Source organism: Desertivirga arenae, assembly GCF_017355785.1.
Classification (GTDB): Bacteria; Bacteroidota; Bacteroidia; order Sphingobacteriales; family Sphingobacteriaceae; genus Desertivirga; species Desertivirga arenae.
Map to the genome: position 1 here is coordinate 71,662 of NZ_JAFEWE010000008.1, position 15,546 is coordinate 87,207.

Consider the following 15,546-nt stretch of genomic DNA (forward strand, 5'->3'; position numbering starts at 1 on the left):
AATTTTCAGATTTTAATGTTAGTTCAAAGTAGTTCTACAAACAGCAAGTACTATGAAAAACACCAGATCGCTACTACTTATCCTTTTTGTTGCTTTTGGATTGCAAGCGGCCGCTCAGCAGTTGAATGGAGTTTACGTTGGAGCTGAGCTTTATACTACCCCTTTCGACGGGATGCAGCTTAATCAGCTTGTATTCTATTTCAGGAACGATGGAACCTTTACTGACAAACTAGATCAGAAAAATTGGAGATCTGATGTTGGCGGAAATTATATAGTGAAGAATGGTTTTGTTGACATGAAGTTTAAAAATGAGCCCCGGACATTAAGGTATAGTTTGAATAGGGATGGTTCTTTAGGTAGTACCGCTGGTGTTAAACATGCCTTGCATAAAGTTAAGAGGATAAGTTCTCTACCCCGGTCTAGCTATGAAAAAAGGTCGGCATCAAGCACTGGCGGAATGGGAACGGCAATGCCTAATGTATTTACGTCTTCCACAGACTTTCTTTATTTCGATGGAAAGGGCAAGTTTACTTCTGATAGAAATTCGGTAACAAGCATTGGTGGTGATGTAAATGGAGGTACCATAGGAGGGAAGTTTGAAAACGGGAAAAATGCGGTTTCAGGGAGTTATAAACTGGAAGACGGCAATATTACCTTTACTTTTGGCAACGGCAAAGTAAGTAAACATAGCTTTTTTTACAGTCCTCCCGACGAGGAAGACCTTATTTTATTGGATGGCGAGTTTTATTTCCGGCAGGAATCAGCAGATGCAGAAAGCGAGGGCCAGAAAATCACAGCAATGAAAAAGGGAGAGAATGCTTTGAAAGAGACCAGAGCCTCCAGAGCCCATGATGTGATGTTGAAGGTTCGTGCCAACTATGGTGGGCCCAATATTGATAAGATTAAGACAATGAGGGAGGTTGCCCAAGTTGGAAGTAACTTAAAGGCTATCGCTGTAACTGACGTTATAAACAAAAAGATCCGGGCTGAGGTATGGCAAAACAATAAACTTCTGCTGGTTAAACAATTAGAGGGCAATGAAGGCTGGCAATGGATGAAGGGTAAAAGTAAACCGCTCTCACAGAATGAAAAAAATGAACTAAAACTAGGCTTTTACCAGGGAGTTTTAGGACTTCATAATAAACTCAATAGTAATTTTATTAATGGAACTTTAGAGGATTCTCATGGAGATTATATGCTTTCGTTTAACATAGATGGGAACAAAGTGATCTATCTTATAGGAGAAAACTACGAGCTTAAGGGAAATGGTTGCTCTGTAAATGGGAAGGAAAGTTATACTGTTTATCGCAATTTTAGCAATACCAGTGGAGTGAAATTTCCTTTGACTACAGAATCCTCAGATGGAAAGAATAAGATCGTACTTAATACAACGTCGATAGAGGTTAACCCTAGCCTTACCCAAGATGCCTGGAAGATGCCTTAAAAGAATGAAACTATTGTAAGCCTTAAAGGTTTTTGTTGACGTATGACCGACTACAATAGTATTTTCCCAACCTTTTTTATTTCAGGGTTCGAATGCTCAACCTTCATTTGGAAAGATCAGGGGCGCCGCAATCTCATTGCAGAAACTCAGCACGATCAATTCCTTAAAGAGGATTATGGTTTGCTGCACCGTCTGGGTATTGCCGTCTCCCGGGAAGGAATACCATGGCCTCTTGTTGACCGGGCTGGCTACTTTGATTTCTCCATGTTAGACCCGGTGATAGAGGTTCTAAACGAATATAAGATCTCGCCTATTTGGGATTTGTGTCATTACGGTTATCCGGATAACCTTGATCCTTTTTCCGAAAGTTTTTGTGAGCGTTTTGAAGAGTACTGTAAAGCAGCAACTAAATATATATCAGAACGTCTCAATACGACGTCTTACTTTACGCCTATTAATGAAATAACCTTCTTCTCGTATGCAGGCGGCGAATGGGGATGGATAGCACCGCACAAGAAAACCCGTGAAGATCGTTTCAGTCTAAGGAAAAATTTATGTAAAGCTGCTATAATGGCGGCTAAAGCAATCCGGGAAGTGATGCCGGAAGCCAGGATGGTCCATATGGATCCATTGGTGCAAGTCGTAGCTCCTTTAGACCGACCTGAGTTGAAAGCAGCAGCTGCTTTTGAAACCTATGCCGATACCTTCGTAGCCTGGGATATCCTTTGTGGAAAGTTACACCCTGAATTCGGCGGTTCTCCTGAAATTCTTGACATTGTTGGCCTTAATAATTATTCTTTCGGACAGATGGAATTCAGGGAGAACGGTCCCCATCAGGCTCTGGATCCTCAGGACGACCGGATTGTTTCGTTATGTGAATTAATTCATTTTGCCTGGCAGAGGTATAAAAGACCGGTTATTATCAGTGAAACAAGTGGCATGAAAGACGGTCGGGACGCTTGGCTAAAAGACGTTATGGAAGAAAGCCTGGCAGCAGTAGATTTGGGAATAGATCTGCAAGGTGTTTGTCTTTTTCCCGCAGTAGACATGCAGGACTGGCATACCGGTGAATGGTTGAACAACGGGATCTGCGATTTGGTAAATGAAAACGGGAGATTGAAACGGGTGCCTTACGAACCATATATTCAGGAGATACGTCGTTGGCAGAAAGAGCTAAATCGCGTTACTGAATTGGACGAGGATCCCTATAGTGACCCGGTTAATCTTGATGATATCCAGGAAGCCGCGAAAAGACTTAATATTAAACCAGATGAGAATTGGAGTTGATGTAGGAAGTATAAAATGCTCATCGATAAGTTCCGACTGTAAATATTGGCTAAAAAATAAAACCTTAAACTGCCTGGCCATTTGACTGTTATCACCAAGCATGATTGGGAAAATAATAAATATCTGTCTCTTAATTTGTTCTGTAGCTACAAGCTGCCTTTCACAAACAAAGGTAGAAGGAGAAGGAAACCTAAAGTTTAAAAAGAGGGTTCTACAATCAAACTTACAAGATCCCTGGGATATAACTTATGGTCCTGATGATTATTTATGGATAACAGAGTCTAAAGGTTATAAAGTTAGCAGGATTGACATTGCTAGTGGAAAAACGCAGGTAATCCTTGACCTCAACTCCGAACGAAGTTTTAGCGGTAAGCCCTGGCCACAGGGAGGCCTGATGGGAATGGCCCTTCATCCAAAAATGAATTCTGGAAAACCCTTTGTTTACCTGGCCTACGTCTATCGTTTTGTTGAGTCTCGTTCGAATTTCGCTGGTAACTATTTTAAAACTAAAGTGGTGAGGTATACCTGGAATAAGGAAAAGCTCACCCTTAGTAATCCGAAGGTTTTGTGCGATACGATCCCTGGCAGTAATGATCATAATGGAGGACGTCTTCATATAGCTGATATAGATGGGAAGGAATATTTGTTCTACTCGGTAGGAGATATGGGAGCCGGGCAATTTGATAATGGAAACAGACCTAATCACGCACAGGACCCTAAGTATTATCAAGGGAAGATTCTGCGATTTAATACTGAGGAGGATAATGATAAGGAAGCGCTCGATAGATGGGTTCCTAACTCTAATCCTTTCAGGAATGCTGTCTGGTCCATCGGTCACCGAAATCCTCAAGGCTTGGCTTCTGTGACTGTAGCAGGGAAAAAGATATTGTACTCAACCGAACACGGTCCTTATTCTGACGATGAGATAAACTTGATTGAAAGGGGAGCCAACTACGGGCACCCTTTAGTAATAGGATATAACGATGGAAACTACGATGGTTTGGCTGCCAGCGTTAGTGATCATGATAGCTTGCCGGGTAAATGGAACACAACTTACCCATTAATCGAAAAAGAGGCTGCAAACGCCGCGAAGATCGGCAGTAGTTACAGAAATCCTATTAAAGCTTTCAGTCCCAATGAAAATAGTTTCCTTACAGGTCTTTTTACTGCAGTTGCTAATAATGCTGGAAGATCTGACTGGTCTTCAGAAGCTCCTTCGAGTTTGGAAGTTTATACTTCTAACGCAATTCCTGGCTGGAGGAACTCCTTACTTATACCAACTTTAAAAACTGGAAGGCTTATCCGTCTAAAGGTGGATGATTCGGGAAAAGGGCTTAAAGGAGAAGAGGAATCATACTTTCAGGCGGGAAACCGTTTGAGAGATGTAGCAATTTCGCCGGATGGCAAGAAGATCTATCTTATAACCGATAGAAGTTCTGTAACTTCTGGCCCCACCAAAGAAGATCCCCAGGGAAGTAATGAAAAAGGGGCAGTAATAGAATTTAGTTACACCGGACAGTAAGACCCATAAAAGTCCAGCGATCTGCAAATAATAAAGGCACATCTGATTTTGACCTGCCTTTATTGTTATTCAATATCCTCTGTTAATAGTTCTTCATAATCTTCACCATCATTTTTGCTATAATCTCCATTCCCTTATCTGAAGGATGTAGACCATCATAGGTAAGGTCAATCGCTTCAACAGGATAAGGATAATCGTCTGTAGAGGGATTATAGGGCATATTGATATAGTCGGGGTATTTATAGCTTCTGTATTTCCCCGTTCCCGGATCCTTCAGCCGTTTAAACTTAACCATCTCCTTTACTTTCATCCCACTTTTATAATAGAGGTCAACCACATCAAATTTCTCTGCCTTAGCAATTGATCTTATTGCATCAGCATATTGAGAGAGGTACATTCCCTTCCGGTCGGCATAAGATCCTTTTGCATTATTTTTTGGATCCCTGATATACACAAAGTCGCCTCTCTGCATAGGGGTGATCAAAATAACTTTAGCGTCAGGATTAAGGCTTCGAATCTTATTGATGATCGTCCTATACGCGCCATAGAAGGTACTATTTCCGGTATTATTTTGATAATCACTTAAAGAACCAATAGGAAAGGCAGCATTCCAATCATTGGTGCCGTAGAATACAGAATATACATCTGCCTTTTTCAGATCTTCTTTTTCAATTTGGCCAGCCATTCTTGATGCCGTCCAGCCGCTGTGTCCATGGTTTTCAAATTGAATGCGAGGAAGTTTTTCTGAAACTCTAGACATATAACCTTTGGAAATCCTATTCCCGGTTTGTTCAGGGTGATTGTCAAGATAGGTGATCGAATCACCAATTGCCATCCATGTCAATTTCTCTTTGGGAGCGAAGGAGGCTAGAAAGATAAAAACAACTAAAGCAATAAACGCTCTTTTCATACGATGATCTGATTGAGAGTTCAAATGTAAAAAAAGGCTAAGTTTATTGTAGAAGAAGGGAGTTTATTAAGAAATTGTGACAGGAGGTATTGAAGGACGACAAGGAAAAAGGTTACCAGCAGTTTTACGCTGCTGGTTGAATATCATCAATTTATATTATTATAGGATAAAGAAACAGTATCAGTACAATTGCCATTACCAAAAGACAGATAGAAGGTCTTACCTCCGAGTTTTTCAATTTTATATTGCCCTTTTTTAGGGCTGAACAAAGACTGCTGGCAGGAAGAGTTTAAAATAACTGTCTGAGCGGGTTTGACTTCCATGAAATTTGTACCTTGTTTCTCAATAGCAAGAGAATAATTTTGGTTACTCATTTCGAAAACATCATCATTTACATCTCCTGTTGTGTTACCTGCAATCCATTTGCTTTTTCTGGTAGACGAAAATCTTATCTGACCTCCGTCCGGTTTAATGATGAAGCTTTGAGCATTCAGATGATCAATGGTGACTGCTGTAGAGACTTTTGCTGCTGAAATATTTGAGAAAACTAGCGAGCCTTTGAATTTGATCCCGTCAACAGAATACAAACTGGCATCCTCATCAGACCTCACATGCACGTGTTTCCCAATAACATTGGTTCCATTTTCGATTGCGTCTTCATACACTACTGTTAGAAGTCCGTTTCTTTTTTTATTGTCGGAACCGGTAAGATTATTAAATACAATATCATACTTCTTTTTCCCTTCGGTAGTAAAACCTTCAGTAACGTTAGCTCCCATTAAAATCCCAGGTAAATTAGGGTAAGTAATTTTTATACTTCTGGCTACAAATTCCAGCTCATTGATCAATCTTTCCGTTTCTATAACTTCATTTGCTGACTGGGCTTCGGCAACTGGTGCTGTGTCTACACCTTTTGGTTCGTTGGTTTCATTGTTTTTACAAGCGACAAAACAAAGAATAAGTGCAATCAGGTAAGTGTTGTGTTTTTTCATGTATAGTATTACGGCAAGGGTTTGCAAAGTGCTACAGCCCTGGATCGGCTTGTACAGCCAGGCCTTCCTTTCTCCTTATGCTTCTGGAAAGGATTCAATTGTCATAGGAGCTTCTCCTGATCTTAACAGGATTGTCAGAACTTTTCTTTAATAGGTATATCGGGAAAAGTCGATATATATTTGTGCATGGATCCAGTGGAAATATTTAAAGCGCTTTCAAATAAAACCAGGTTACAGATCCTTCAATGGCTTAAGGAGCCGGAGTTGAATTTCCCTGAACAGGCCGAGTTTGGTTACGGAAATGGAGTGTGTGTAGGACAAATTCAAAAAAAAGCAGGTCTATCTCAGTCCACCGTTTCTGAGTATTTATCCTTGCTACAAAAAGTAGGTTTGGTAAAGGCTCAGCGAGTTGGTCAATGGACCTATTATGTTCGGGACAAAGAGGCATTTGCTGCTTTAAGTGAATTGATAGAGACAAAAATTTAAATCATTATTATGAGTACAGAAAGTTTGTTTAGGCCGTTTAGCCTTAAATCATTAAATATTAAAAATCGTATAGTAATGGCTCCGATGACACGCTCATTTTCACCAGGAGGCATTCCGACAGAACAGGTTGCAGCTTATTATCAAAAAAGAGCCGAAGGAGAAGTTGGACTAATTCTTTCAGAAGGAACTGTTATTGAAAGACCTTCCTCTTCGAACGATCCTAACATTCCTCATTTTTATGGAGAACAAGCTTTAGCTGGATGGAAAAAAGTGATTGATGAGGTGCATAGTGCGGGAGGAGCGATGGCACCTCAGATATGGCACATGGGTGTGATGGATAACCATCATTCTGGTTGGGTTCCTCCAGTACCTTTCGAAGGACCGTCAGGATTAAATCGCCCTGGTTTTATAAACGGAAATTCAATGTCGGATGAAGATATTGCAGATACAATCGCAGCTTTTGGTCGCGCTGCTGCAGACGCAAAGAGGCTTGGTTTTGATACTGTTGAACTCCATGGTGCTCATGGTTATCTCATTGACCAATTTTTTTGGAACGAAACCAATAAAAGAACCGACATTTGGGGCGGAAAGACAATTGGAGAACGTACTCGCTTTGCTGTAGAGGTAATTAAGGAAGTTCGCCGGCAAGTAGGAGAAGACCTTCCCTTAATAATCCGGCTATCACAATTCAAGCCATCTGCTTATACTAATAAATTAGCAGCTAATCCTCAGGAACTTGAAGAGTGGGTAAGTCCACTAGCCGATGCCGGTATAGATATTTTTCATTGTTCTCAGCGCCGGTTCTGGGAACCTGAATTTGATGGTTCAGATCTGAACTTTGCCGGATGGGTTAAAAAGATCAGTGGAAGGGCTACCATAACGGTTGGTTCAGTTGGCTTAACAGGAGAATTCTTGGCAGCCTTTGCTGGCGAGGCGTCCCAGCCGAGTTCATTAGATGAATTATTACGTCGTCTAGATCGCGGTGATTTTGATCTGGTAGCCGTCGGTCGGCCTTTGTTGGCAGATCCTAACTGGGTTAAAAAAGTAAGGGAAGGTAGAAAAGAGGAATTAAAAGGATTCACTAAAGATGCTTTGGCTGAATTAGTAATGGCTTAATAATTAATAAGTTTTAGATTAGAGCCATCTCCCTCAGGTGGTGGCTCTATAATAGTAATAGTTATAACACCGCATGCAATATCACTTTAGAAAAGCGATAATATCTGAGGCATCTCAAATCTGGGATATCTTAAAACAAGCTATTGAACGTCGTAAAAAAGACGGTAGTAATCAGTGGCAGGATGGTTACCCAAATCCAATGGTCATTCAGAGAGATATAGAAAGTGGTGCAGGGTATGTGTTAACAGAAGGAGACATTATAGTAGGGTATTGTGCTGTAATGTTAAATAATGAACCAGCTTATGCTGACATACAAGGTAAATGGCTAACCAATAAAGACTTCGTTGTTGTTCATCGTGTGGCTATTTCTGAGAATTATTTGGGAAAGCGACTGGGCCAGAAGATATTAGAGTTTATAGAAGGATTTGCCGAGGAAAGGAATATTTACAGTATAAAGGCAGACACAAATTATGATAATCAGGCAATGCTACGGATTTTTGAAAAGTTAGGCTATGTATATTGCGGGGAAGTGTTTTTCAGAGGAAGCGTAAGAAAAGCCTATGAAAAGGTGCTCGACAGGAATACGGCGGGAGGGACTATCGCCGCCGGAAAAACCTTAGAATCAGAAAGATAACCAGTAGGGTAATCAAGGGTAAAAAGCTTATACTCCAACCACTTCTTTCAGACCAGGTTCCTCCAATCATGATACACGCTTGCATTTGCAGGCATACAATCACTGCAAGAACATAAAAAAATCTTTTCATTAGCTAACCTCTCTTTTAAAAAAACAGGTCGTCTTGCTAAAAACGACCTGAATTACCTGCATCAGCAGATTATTACTTGTTCAATGAATCCACAGTGGTTGGAGGATTTGACAGGCTGTCGTTATCCATTACTACAGCAGTATCTCCTGTATTGGCTTCAGTAGAAGTTTCTGATGATTCGCCTTCTGATTTTGTGTTTGAGCTACACGCAGCCATCGTTAATGAAACAGCTAATGCGCAGAACAAGGTTTTGAAAATGTTTTTCATAATTTTTTCAATAGATTTTTATCTCTTGTCTAAAGGGATGTTTCACTGCTTTGTTTTAAATTAAAAAAAGAAAAATAGAAAAACATCTTCTATAGGTCTCAGTTAAATAGGGACAATAGTAACCTACTTAGAAACTATGGAAAACAACACTAATGGTTCTTACGGTTTAAGAACAAATCTTTACAAAGACCGCGAAAGCGCAGAACAGGCTTTTCAATCACTGAGAGACAGAGGGTATAGTCAAGAAGAAATCAACCTGATAATGTCTGACGAAACAAGAAAAAAACATTTCGAACATTCAGATCATGATTCAGAGTTAGGAAATAAAGCATTAGAGGGTGCTGGTACAGGTTCTGCAATTGGCGGTACTGCAGGTGCTATCATTGGTGCTATCGCTGCAATTGGAACATCAGTAGCCCTTCCTGGACTTGGTTTATTAATTGCCGGACCACTGGTTGCTGGACTGGCAGGTGCCGGAGCAGGTGGTTTAACAGGTGGTTTAGTTGGTGCTTTAATCGGATCTGGTATCCCTGAAGACCGTGCTAAAGAGTACGAATCTGGAATTAAAGACGGTGGCATCGTCATGGGTGTTACACCTAGAAGTCAGGAAGATGCTGACTACTTCGACAGAGAATGGAGTAGCGACAGAACCCGGGTATAGTTAATTACTTCTTTATTAATTACATCAAGGGGGCTGTATTAGGCATTAAGCTTAATACAGCCCCTTTTATATAGTTACAATCTATGCAACTTGTTTGTACCTTTTCAGTTATAAGCTCTTTCTTAATATAAAACCAATACTCATTAATACTACCCGGCTCAATTAATGCTGTTTATACAGTTTTCCGCACTATGTGCCGTAATAACTAACCACAAATCTTACTCTAAACTTTCTCAATTAGTATAAAGCCAGTATTTTTAACCCGTGGAATACGTGAAGACGAAGCTGGCAGCAATTCATTCTTTTATAAAAGACATTTCATCGCTGTCTTTACCCGAAAAATTTAATTATCCTTTCTGTTATGAAGCTCATCCTCTTGCAAAGTTAGCGGCAATGCAGGTGCAGGATTTTCTTAGCAAGTCGTACGATAACGAGCATAACTTCGGGATTGATCCTGAGCATGAAGGAATTGTTATCGGAAAGATGTTTGGTGTATTGATAGTCAGAAATTCTGAGAATGAAATAGGTTTTCTAGCTGCCTACTCCGGCAAGCTGGCTCAGGGAAGACAGCATCCCTATTTTGTTCCTCCGGTATACGAAGTGTTCCAGGAGAATGGAATGTACCTTACAGAGGTAAGAGCGGTGACAGCTTTAAATGAAGCTTTGGAAACTCTTGAGCAGGATAAAGAATACCTGCGTTTAAAGTCGCAGCTTGAAGAATTGAAATCATTGGCCGCCCAAGAGATAGGAGAGTTGAAATCTGAGCACAGAGGTTTAAAAAAAGAACGGCATAAACGCAGGAAAGAAGCTCAGATTAGTTTGTTGCCAGAGGCTTTAGAACAATTACTGGAAGAGCTGAAGAATGAGAGTCTAAAACAGCAGTATGATTTAAGGGTACTAACCCGATCCTGGGATGCAAAACTTCAAGAGATTGAACTGGTTATTGGGAATTACCTGAAGAAAATAGAGCAGTTAAAAGAGGATAGGAAGCAAGCATCTGCCAAGCTGCAAAGACAGCTTTTTGAGAATTACAGATTCCTTAACGCTAACAAAGACTGGAAGAGCCTGCTATCGATATTTACTGAAGATTTGGGACTTGTTCCTCCGGCAGGTGCAGGGGAATGTGCTGCTCCTAAACTCTTACAGTATGCTTACCTCCACAACTTGCAACCCATAACCATGGCAGAATTCTGGTGGGGACAATCCCCTAAATCAGAGGTGCGTAAACATGGCGACTTCTACCCGGCATGCAGGTCGAAGTGTCTTCCTATTCTTGGATTTATGCTAGAGGGATTAGCTGTAGATGATAACCCTCTCGAAAATAATCCGGCAGAGGGGAAGGAGATGAGTATCGTATTTGAAGATGAGGACTTTATCGTAGTTAATAAACCTTCAGAATTTCTGTCAGTTCCCGGCCGTTACGTAAAAGATTCAGTTCAAACCAGGATAAAAGAAAGGTACCCGGATGCCATATTAGTGCACCGTTTGGATCAAAGCACTTCAGGCATTATTCTTATTGGAAAGAATCATGAAAGCTATGTGCATCTCCAGAAGCAATTTCTTAAGAGAACTGTAGTGAAGAGGTATCAGGCAGTCCTGAATGGTGTGGTGGAAAAGAGAATTGGAATAATTGATCTTCCTCTCCGGGTGGATCTCGATAATCGTCCGCAGCAAATGGTATGTTATGAATATGGTAAGCCTGCACAAACCAAGTTTGAGGTTCAGAAGATACAGGATGGAAAAACTTTCATTTACTTCTATCCGATCACAGGCAGAACCCATCAGTTGAGAATGCATGCTGCTCATCCTTCAGGCTTAAACGTTCCCATATGGGGAGATGATCTTTACGGTACCAAAGCCAACCGCTTGTTTCTTCATGCAGAATACCTCGAATTCGATCACCCCAAAACCATGGAAAGGTTAGCTTTTACTGTTGATCCTGAATTTGAACAGTATCTATGAAAGTTTTAAGCCCTTTTAGCTAAGACTCACATCATTCCTTTAAGAAACTTAGATCATATTTTCATTGTAAAGAAAGGTCGAGATTTCGGCTTTAATTTTTAACAATGAAAGAAGAAAGAGAAATTGTTCTAAGTACTAAGTATGCAAATCCTGCACCCCTTGGCTTGTTCGCCTTTGGTATGACTACTATTCTACTGAATCTCCATAATGCGGGTTTTTTTGAGCTCGATTCTATGATCATTGCCATGGGTATTTTTTACGGAGGTTTGGCCCAGGTAATAGCAGGTATAATTGAAAGTAAGAAAAATAACACCTTCGGTTTAACCGCTTTCACTTCTTATGGCTTCTTCTGGCTTTCATTTGCTGGATTACTCATTTTACCAAAACTTGGTTTAGCCACTGCTGTATCTGAAACCGGACTAGTTGCATACCTGGTAATGTGGGGAATATTCACTTTACTATTATTTGTAGGCACCCTAAAGCTGAACCGGGCATTACAACTGGTTTTTGGAACGCTAACTGTACTTTTTTTCCTGTTAGCAATAGGAGATGCTACTGGAAATGCATCAATAAAAACCTTTGCAGGATATGAGGGGATTATTTGTGGTGGCCTCGCAATATATGCAGGGATTGCACAAGTTCTGAATGAACTTCATGGAAAAACCGTTTTACCTATAGGATAGTAAAAAAAACCTGCGGTATGAAAACTGCAGGTTTTTTCAAATCTTCAACTAAGTACGGTATCCTGGATTTTCAGATCTAAGACTTTACATAGGATCGAAAGTAGCCGCATTCTTTCAAAATCTCCTGATAATATCTGGTATTCAAAAACTTCTGTTTCAACTCCGCAAAATACTTACCTCCTGGAAAATAAGAGAAGTCATCATTATAGGATTTACTTTCAACCTGGTTATAATATTCATTGCGCTCACATTTACTAGCCATAAAAGTGCTTCGCGCCCGTTGTTCATCCGTTTGAGCATATTGCTTTGCCAACAGGTAATACTTCATTGCAATTTTGGGGTCTGTAAAGGTCCGTTGGAATTCTTTTGTTATAGCCTCTCCACTATAATCACTGTATCCGGTAATATCTGTTTGATAGAACAATCTTGCATTTCCATAGTAAGTGATGTTATAGTAGGCGTTGGCAAGTAGAAAAGAATTTCTAAATGTATTTTTCCCAGCGTTCAACTCATCTTTAGCTGCTTTTATCGCTTTCAAGAAGCTGAGGGGAGTATACTTTAATTTTTGAGGAGCTTCGTGATCGCAATCATGACAGTCGTTCAGCCGGCTATTAAACGGGTTTCCTGCTAATTCAAATTGGTTTCCTTTTTCCCCGGCCTTTTCCATCAATACTATCGCTTCATCAACTTTTTCCTTATAGGTTAGCATGGTTGCCTGGTGATAGTATAGGTCTTCCAGCTTATGAGGATAATACCTCAACATCACCTTTTGAAATTCAGTCTTGTTTTTATTAAGGAAAATAGCTTGCAGTGCGTTAATGTTCGAGTTGCTCATATAGAAGGAGGTTTCGTCTTGAAAACAAACGGCTTTCACCGGATCCTTCTGCGATTTGTATAAGTTAGCAATTGAACGGGCGACCGGGTACAAAGCATCTGTATACCTAAAATCTTTAAACTGCTTCTTCTGATCCCTAATATCGGCTAACCAATTTAAAGGTTCTACCAGTGCATCTTCTGTCGTCTTATCTAGTTTTTTTAGTTGCGCCACATGCAACAGCGTTTTCAGGAGTTTGTATTGCGCATTGATCAATGTGTCTTTAGATGGGATCGTCCGTTCAGCACGGTCGTAGAAAATGCCTGCATTTTTATAATCTTTCTTAAGAAAATGAAGGTATCCCGAGGCCAGGTTCCAAAACCACGGCTTGCTGGTAGTTCCTGTACGTGTTATAGAATCAATACTTGTCAGGTCTTTATCTGCTGTTGCCTTATTCATGAATTCCGATGCATACAAGCTATCCATCTGGTCGTACTCCGTAATATTTACTACGCGACTTAAAAGAACATCAAGTTTTTCTGATTTCGGATTCCTTATTGTGATTTCTTTAATTGCTCTGACAGGATCATGCTCCATCCCCAGAAGGTGCCAAAGGGTGATTTCTTCCTCTTTGCTTTTTGCTAATGCTAGTGTTTGTTTCCAATCCTGCTCCTCCTGTGGATGAAAACTCCAGGCTGAAGGGATCTTCATTTTGAAAGAGTAATCATAGCATAAACTATATAAATAGTTAGCGGAAGCATATTTTTTCTGGTGATAGTAATAGCCTGCCAAATAGGAGAGTGAGCGATAGTAGAGAGCGTTTCTTTGAGAGTTCTTATAGCTGTTGAAGGCTGCATCAATTGCAGGGTTATTCTTTTCAGTAGTAAGGCTATTGAAAAAGTGATAACGAACCAGCTGGAACCAATAACGTTGTTTAAGGAAAGGTTCCTTTGTGTTTTGAAATGCAGCTTTTATTTTTATCTCCAAACTGGGGTCAACGTTTTTTTTAGGAACTGGCTCATACCAGTAATCCTCCTCGTTCACGGCATAAGCTTCAGCCTGTTTTGCAAGTTTCAAGTATTCAAAAAACTGATCAACTTTTTTCTTTTTGTATTTGGAGCCTGAAAGATCTGGATATATACCTGGAAGACTACCAGTTTTTCCTAGTCGATTTTGGTTCACAGAATCAACCCCTGCTGCAGATAGTTTAAAAAGTAAAGTTTCAAGATCAGGCGTTTTGATAGAATTATTTAGAAATCCTGACCAGTCGCTGGTAGTCTCCTCATTAAATCTTTTATTGTTGTCTGCCGCGTTATTTTCATAAAGTCTTTCTGAATTGTAAAATCGATGGGAAGTTTCAAAGAAGAAGGGACTATAGTCAGGATCAACAAAGTATTCAGGAGCAAATACAGAAGGGTCTTCTTCGTCTCCACCAGCACATGCCCATGCTATACCAGCAGCAATAAGCATGGTAGCACTAAAACTTAGAAGATATTTGCTTAAGCGTTTCTGCCTTAAACTGAAAATGGTCGAGGTTACCGAGTTCATAAAATAGTATTGTTCGTTTGTTATTTTTTGGAAGAGCTGTTGAAAGTTGTTCTGTAGCTTGTTGCAAAACTTCTGTATTGATCTCTTCAAGTTTAAAAATATCGTTTTCTTTTATATAGATACCCTTGAAAAAAAACGAGCGTTTTGCAATCATGTAATTAGGATAGGATTTAAATGCTCCGGAATTTAAAAGATCTGCAGTGCTTAACTTGTTAAACAAGCCTTTAATTTTACTATCCCGGATTTGAATGGTCCATGAAAAAAGGGGTAATGCAATGTCGAGCTGCAAGGGATAGTTGCTTATATATGAGGTGTACTTCGAGGCGTCAACCTCATTATATATGGAATTTCGCGCATCCAAACGTCCGGTAAGTTTTCCCATATTGTAGTACATCAATACTCCGGTTTCTACTGGTGGCACTCCAGTTCTATCTTTATATTTTACCTGATGTAGCCGGATAGTTGCTTCCAGAGGTTTCCCGCTGATCTTTCTTAATATTTTTAGGTACCTGAAATATTTTTCTTTGGTGCTTTCAGTCCAGTCGCAGTCAATTTGAATAGATTGGTAAGCGATATTGTGGTTAGACATTATATTACCCAAAAGCCGAAAGGTATTAACAGCAAGGGAATCAATGCCCTTTTGGTCTGAATTAACAAGAGTTTTATTGGTAATATAAACTACCGGGACAATTGTTTGATCCTTGAGTTCCTGTTTGAACTTTATTACTCCTGCCGGTAAGGCTGAGCCTTTGGCCTCATCCCATCTGATATCAAATAGACGGAGGTAAATCTTCTTAACGAATAGATTCTTTAGGAGTAAACGATCCTCCGCCGGCAGGTTGAACGTTGTCTTCCAGTAGTAAAAAGCGGGTTCTGTTTTTGATTCTCTCCGGCATGCTCCTAAAGAAAGAAGAAGGATAAAGCAACAAAATATTTTAAAGAATATTTGTTTCATAGATGCATTTCTGCTGCTTTTAAAGAGGCGAATTTAGGAAAATGGCCTCGAATCATTCCCTTCTTTCTCCGATTAATTTTTTTAACTCTGTTACGTTGCTTTTTGATTATACGTAAATCTTGTATAAATCTTACT

At 40.0% G+C, this 15,546-nt stretch carries 14 protein-coding genes; 9 read left to right on the forward strand and 5 right to left on the reverse strand.

The genetic code is table 11. The features are described from left to right. Window positions 1-52 precede the first annotated feature (52 nt). The 3 genes from J4N24_RS16180 (at window position 53) to J4N24_RS16190 (ending at window position 4,253) form a co-directional block, all read left to right on the forward strand. On the forward strand, window positions 53-1,444 hold the full coding sequence (locus J4N24_RS16180; protein WP_207534749.1) for a hypothetical protein: 1,392 nt from the start codon (window positions 53-55) through the stop codon (window positions 1,442-1,444). 42 nt (window positions 1,445-1,486) lie between these two features. Further along, window positions 1,487-2,731, forward strand: a complete 1,245-nt coding sequence (locus J4N24_RS16185) for a family 1 glycosylhydrolase (RefSeq protein ID WP_207534750.1) — start codon at window positions 1,487-1,489, stop codon at window positions 2,729-2,731. A 100-nt stretch (window positions 2,732-2,831) separates the two neighbouring features. Beyond that, window positions 2,832-4,253 carry a PQQ-dependent sugar dehydrogenase gene (locus J4N24_RS16190; protein ID WP_207534751.1) on the forward strand — a complete coding sequence of 474 codons (1,422 nt, stop codon included), beginning with the start codon at window positions 2,832-2,834 and terminating at the stop codon, window positions 4,251-4,253. A gap of 82 nt (window positions 4,254-4,335) precedes the next feature. On the opposite strand, the gene J4N24_RS16195 is transcribed toward J4N24_RS16190, so the two are convergent. Further along, window positions 4,336-5,163 carry an SGNH/GDSL hydrolase family protein gene (locus tag J4N24_RS16195; protein WP_207534752.1) on the reverse strand — a complete coding sequence of 276 codons (828 nt, stop codon included), beginning with the start codon at window positions 5,161-5,163 and terminating at the stop codon, window positions 4,336-4,338. A 146-nt stretch (window positions 5,164-5,309) separates the two neighbouring features. Continuing rightward, complete coding sequence (locus J4N24_RS16200; protein WP_207534753.1) at window positions 5,310-6,155, reverse strand: hypothetical protein; 846 nt, start codon at window positions 6,153-6,155, stop codon at window positions 5,310-5,312. Window positions 6,156-6,341: 186 nt separating this feature from the next. Between J4N24_RS16200 and J4N24_RS16205 the strand changes: the two genes are divergently transcribed. The 3 genes from J4N24_RS16205 (at window position 6,342) to J4N24_RS16215 (ending at window position 8,391) form a co-directional block, all read left to right on the forward strand. Next, a complete protein-coding gene (locus J4N24_RS16205) occupies window positions 6,342-6,641 on the forward strand; it encodes an ArsR/SmtB family transcription factor (protein ID WP_305795152.1) in 300 nt (99 codons plus the stop codon). A 9-nt stretch (window positions 6,642-6,650) separates the two neighbouring features. Continuing rightward, the gene (locus tag J4N24_RS16210; RefSeq protein ID WP_207534755.1) at window positions 6,651-7,757 is read left to right on the forward strand and encodes an NADH:flavin oxidoreductase; all 1,107 of its coding nucleotides are present in this window, start codon (window positions 6,651-6,653) and stop codon (window positions 7,755-7,757) included. Between the two features lie 73 nt (window positions 7,758-7,830). Next, on the forward strand, window positions 7,831-8,391 hold the full coding sequence (locus tag J4N24_RS16215) for a GNAT family N-acetyltransferase (RefSeq protein WP_207534756.1): 561 nt from the start codon (window positions 7,831-7,833) through the stop codon (window positions 8,389-8,391). Window positions 8,392-8,593: 202 nt separating this feature from the next. Here J4N24_RS16215 and J4N24_RS16220 read toward each other — a convergent pair whose 3' ends face one another. Then, window positions 8,594-8,788, reverse strand: a complete 195-nt coding sequence (locus tag J4N24_RS16220; protein WP_207534757.1) for a hypothetical protein — start codon at window positions 8,786-8,788, stop codon at window positions 8,594-8,596. A gap of 136 nt (window positions 8,789-8,924) precedes the next feature. On the opposite strand from J4N24_RS16220, the gene J4N24_RS16225 reads away from it, so the two are divergent. The 3 genes from J4N24_RS16225 (at window position 8,925) to J4N24_RS16235 (ending at window position 12,094) form a co-directional block, all read left to right on the forward strand. Continuing rightward, the gene (locus J4N24_RS16225) at window positions 8,925-9,449 is read left to right on the forward strand and encodes a hypothetical protein (protein WP_207534758.1); all 525 of its coding nucleotides are present in this window, start codon (window positions 8,925-8,927) and stop codon (window positions 9,447-9,449) included. 273 nt (window positions 9,450-9,722) lie between these two features. Then, complete coding sequence (locus tag J4N24_RS16230) at window positions 9,723-11,411, forward strand: RluA family pseudouridine synthase (RefSeq protein ID WP_369806236.1); 1,689 nt, start codon at window positions 9,723-9,725, stop codon at window positions 11,409-11,411. A 104-nt stretch (window positions 11,412-11,515) separates the two neighbouring features. Continuing rightward, complete coding sequence (locus tag J4N24_RS16235; protein ID WP_207534759.1) at window positions 11,516-12,094, forward strand: acetate uptake transporter; 579 nt, start codon at window positions 11,516-11,518, stop codon at window positions 12,092-12,094. A 76-nt stretch (window positions 12,095-12,170) separates the two neighbouring features. Here J4N24_RS16235 and J4N24_RS16240 read toward each other — a convergent pair whose 3' ends face one another. Together J4N24_RS16240 and J4N24_RS16245 are read right to left on the reverse strand one after the other, a co-directional pair. Beyond that, window positions 12,171-14,456, reverse strand: coding sequence for a hypothetical protein (locus J4N24_RS16240; protein WP_207534760.1), 2,286 nt, complete (start codon window positions 14,454-14,456; stop codon window positions 12,171-12,173). Then, window positions 14,386-15,411: a hypothetical protein gene (locus J4N24_RS16245; RefSeq protein ID WP_207534761.1), complete on the reverse strand. Its 1,026-nt coding sequence runs from the start codon at window positions 15,409-15,411 to the stop codon at window positions 14,386-14,388. Before J4N24_RS16245 ends, J4N24_RS16240 begins: the two co-directional genes overlap by 71 nt. Window positions 15,412-15,546 lie beyond the last annotated feature (135 nt).

Bases quoted from the DNA above. Each gene is read 5' to 3' on its own strand.
- J4N24_RS16200 (WP_207534753.1), bottom strand. From the start codon at position 6,155: ATGAAAAAACACAACACTTACCTGATTGCACTTATTCTTTGTTTTGTC.
- J4N24_RS16195 (WP_207534752.1), bottom strand. From the start codon at position 5,163: ATGAAAAGAGCGTTTATTGCTTTAGTTGTTTTTATCTTTCTAGCCTCC.
- J4N24_RS16185 (WP_207534750.1), top strand. From the start codon at position 1,487: ATGACCGACTACAATAGTATTTTCCCAACCTTTTTTATTTCAGGGTTC.
- J4N24_RS16245 (WP_207534761.1), bottom strand. From the start codon at position 15,411: ATGAAACAAATATTCTTTAAAATATTTTGTTGCTTTATCCTTCTTCTT.
- J4N24_RS16225 (WP_207534758.1), top strand. From the start codon at position 8,925: ATGGAAAACAACACTAATGGTTCTTACGGTTTAAGAACAAATCTTTAC.
- J4N24_RS16190 (WP_207534751.1), top strand. From the start codon at position 2,832: ATGATTGGGAAAATAATAAATATCTGTCTCTTAATTTGTTCTGTAGCT.
- J4N24_RS16205 (WP_305795152.1), top strand. From the start codon at position 6,342: ATGGATCCAGTGGAAATATTTAAAGCGCTTTCAAATAAAACCAGGTTA.
- J4N24_RS16180 (WP_207534749.1), top strand. From the start codon at position 53: ATGAAAAACACCAGATCGCTACTACTTATCCTTTTTGTTGCTTTTGGA.
- J4N24_RS16240 (WP_207534760.1), bottom strand. From the start codon at position 14,456: ATGAACTCGGTAACCTCGACCATTTTCAGTTTAAGGCAGAAACGCTTA.
- J4N24_RS16235 (WP_207534759.1), top strand. From the start codon at position 11,516: ATGAAAGAAGAAAGAGAAATTGTTCTAAGTACTAAGTATGCAAATCCT.
- J4N24_RS16210 (WP_207534755.1), top strand. From the start codon at position 6,651: ATGAGTACAGAAAGTTTGTTTAGGCCGTTTAGCCTTAAATCATTAAAT.
- J4N24_RS16220 (WP_207534757.1), bottom strand. From the start codon at position 8,788: ATGAAAAACATTTTCAAAACCTTGTTCTGCGCATTAGCTGTTTCATTA.
- J4N24_RS16215 (WP_207534756.1), top strand. From the start codon at position 7,831: ATGCAATATCACTTTAGAAAAGCGATAATATCTGAGGCATCTCAAATC.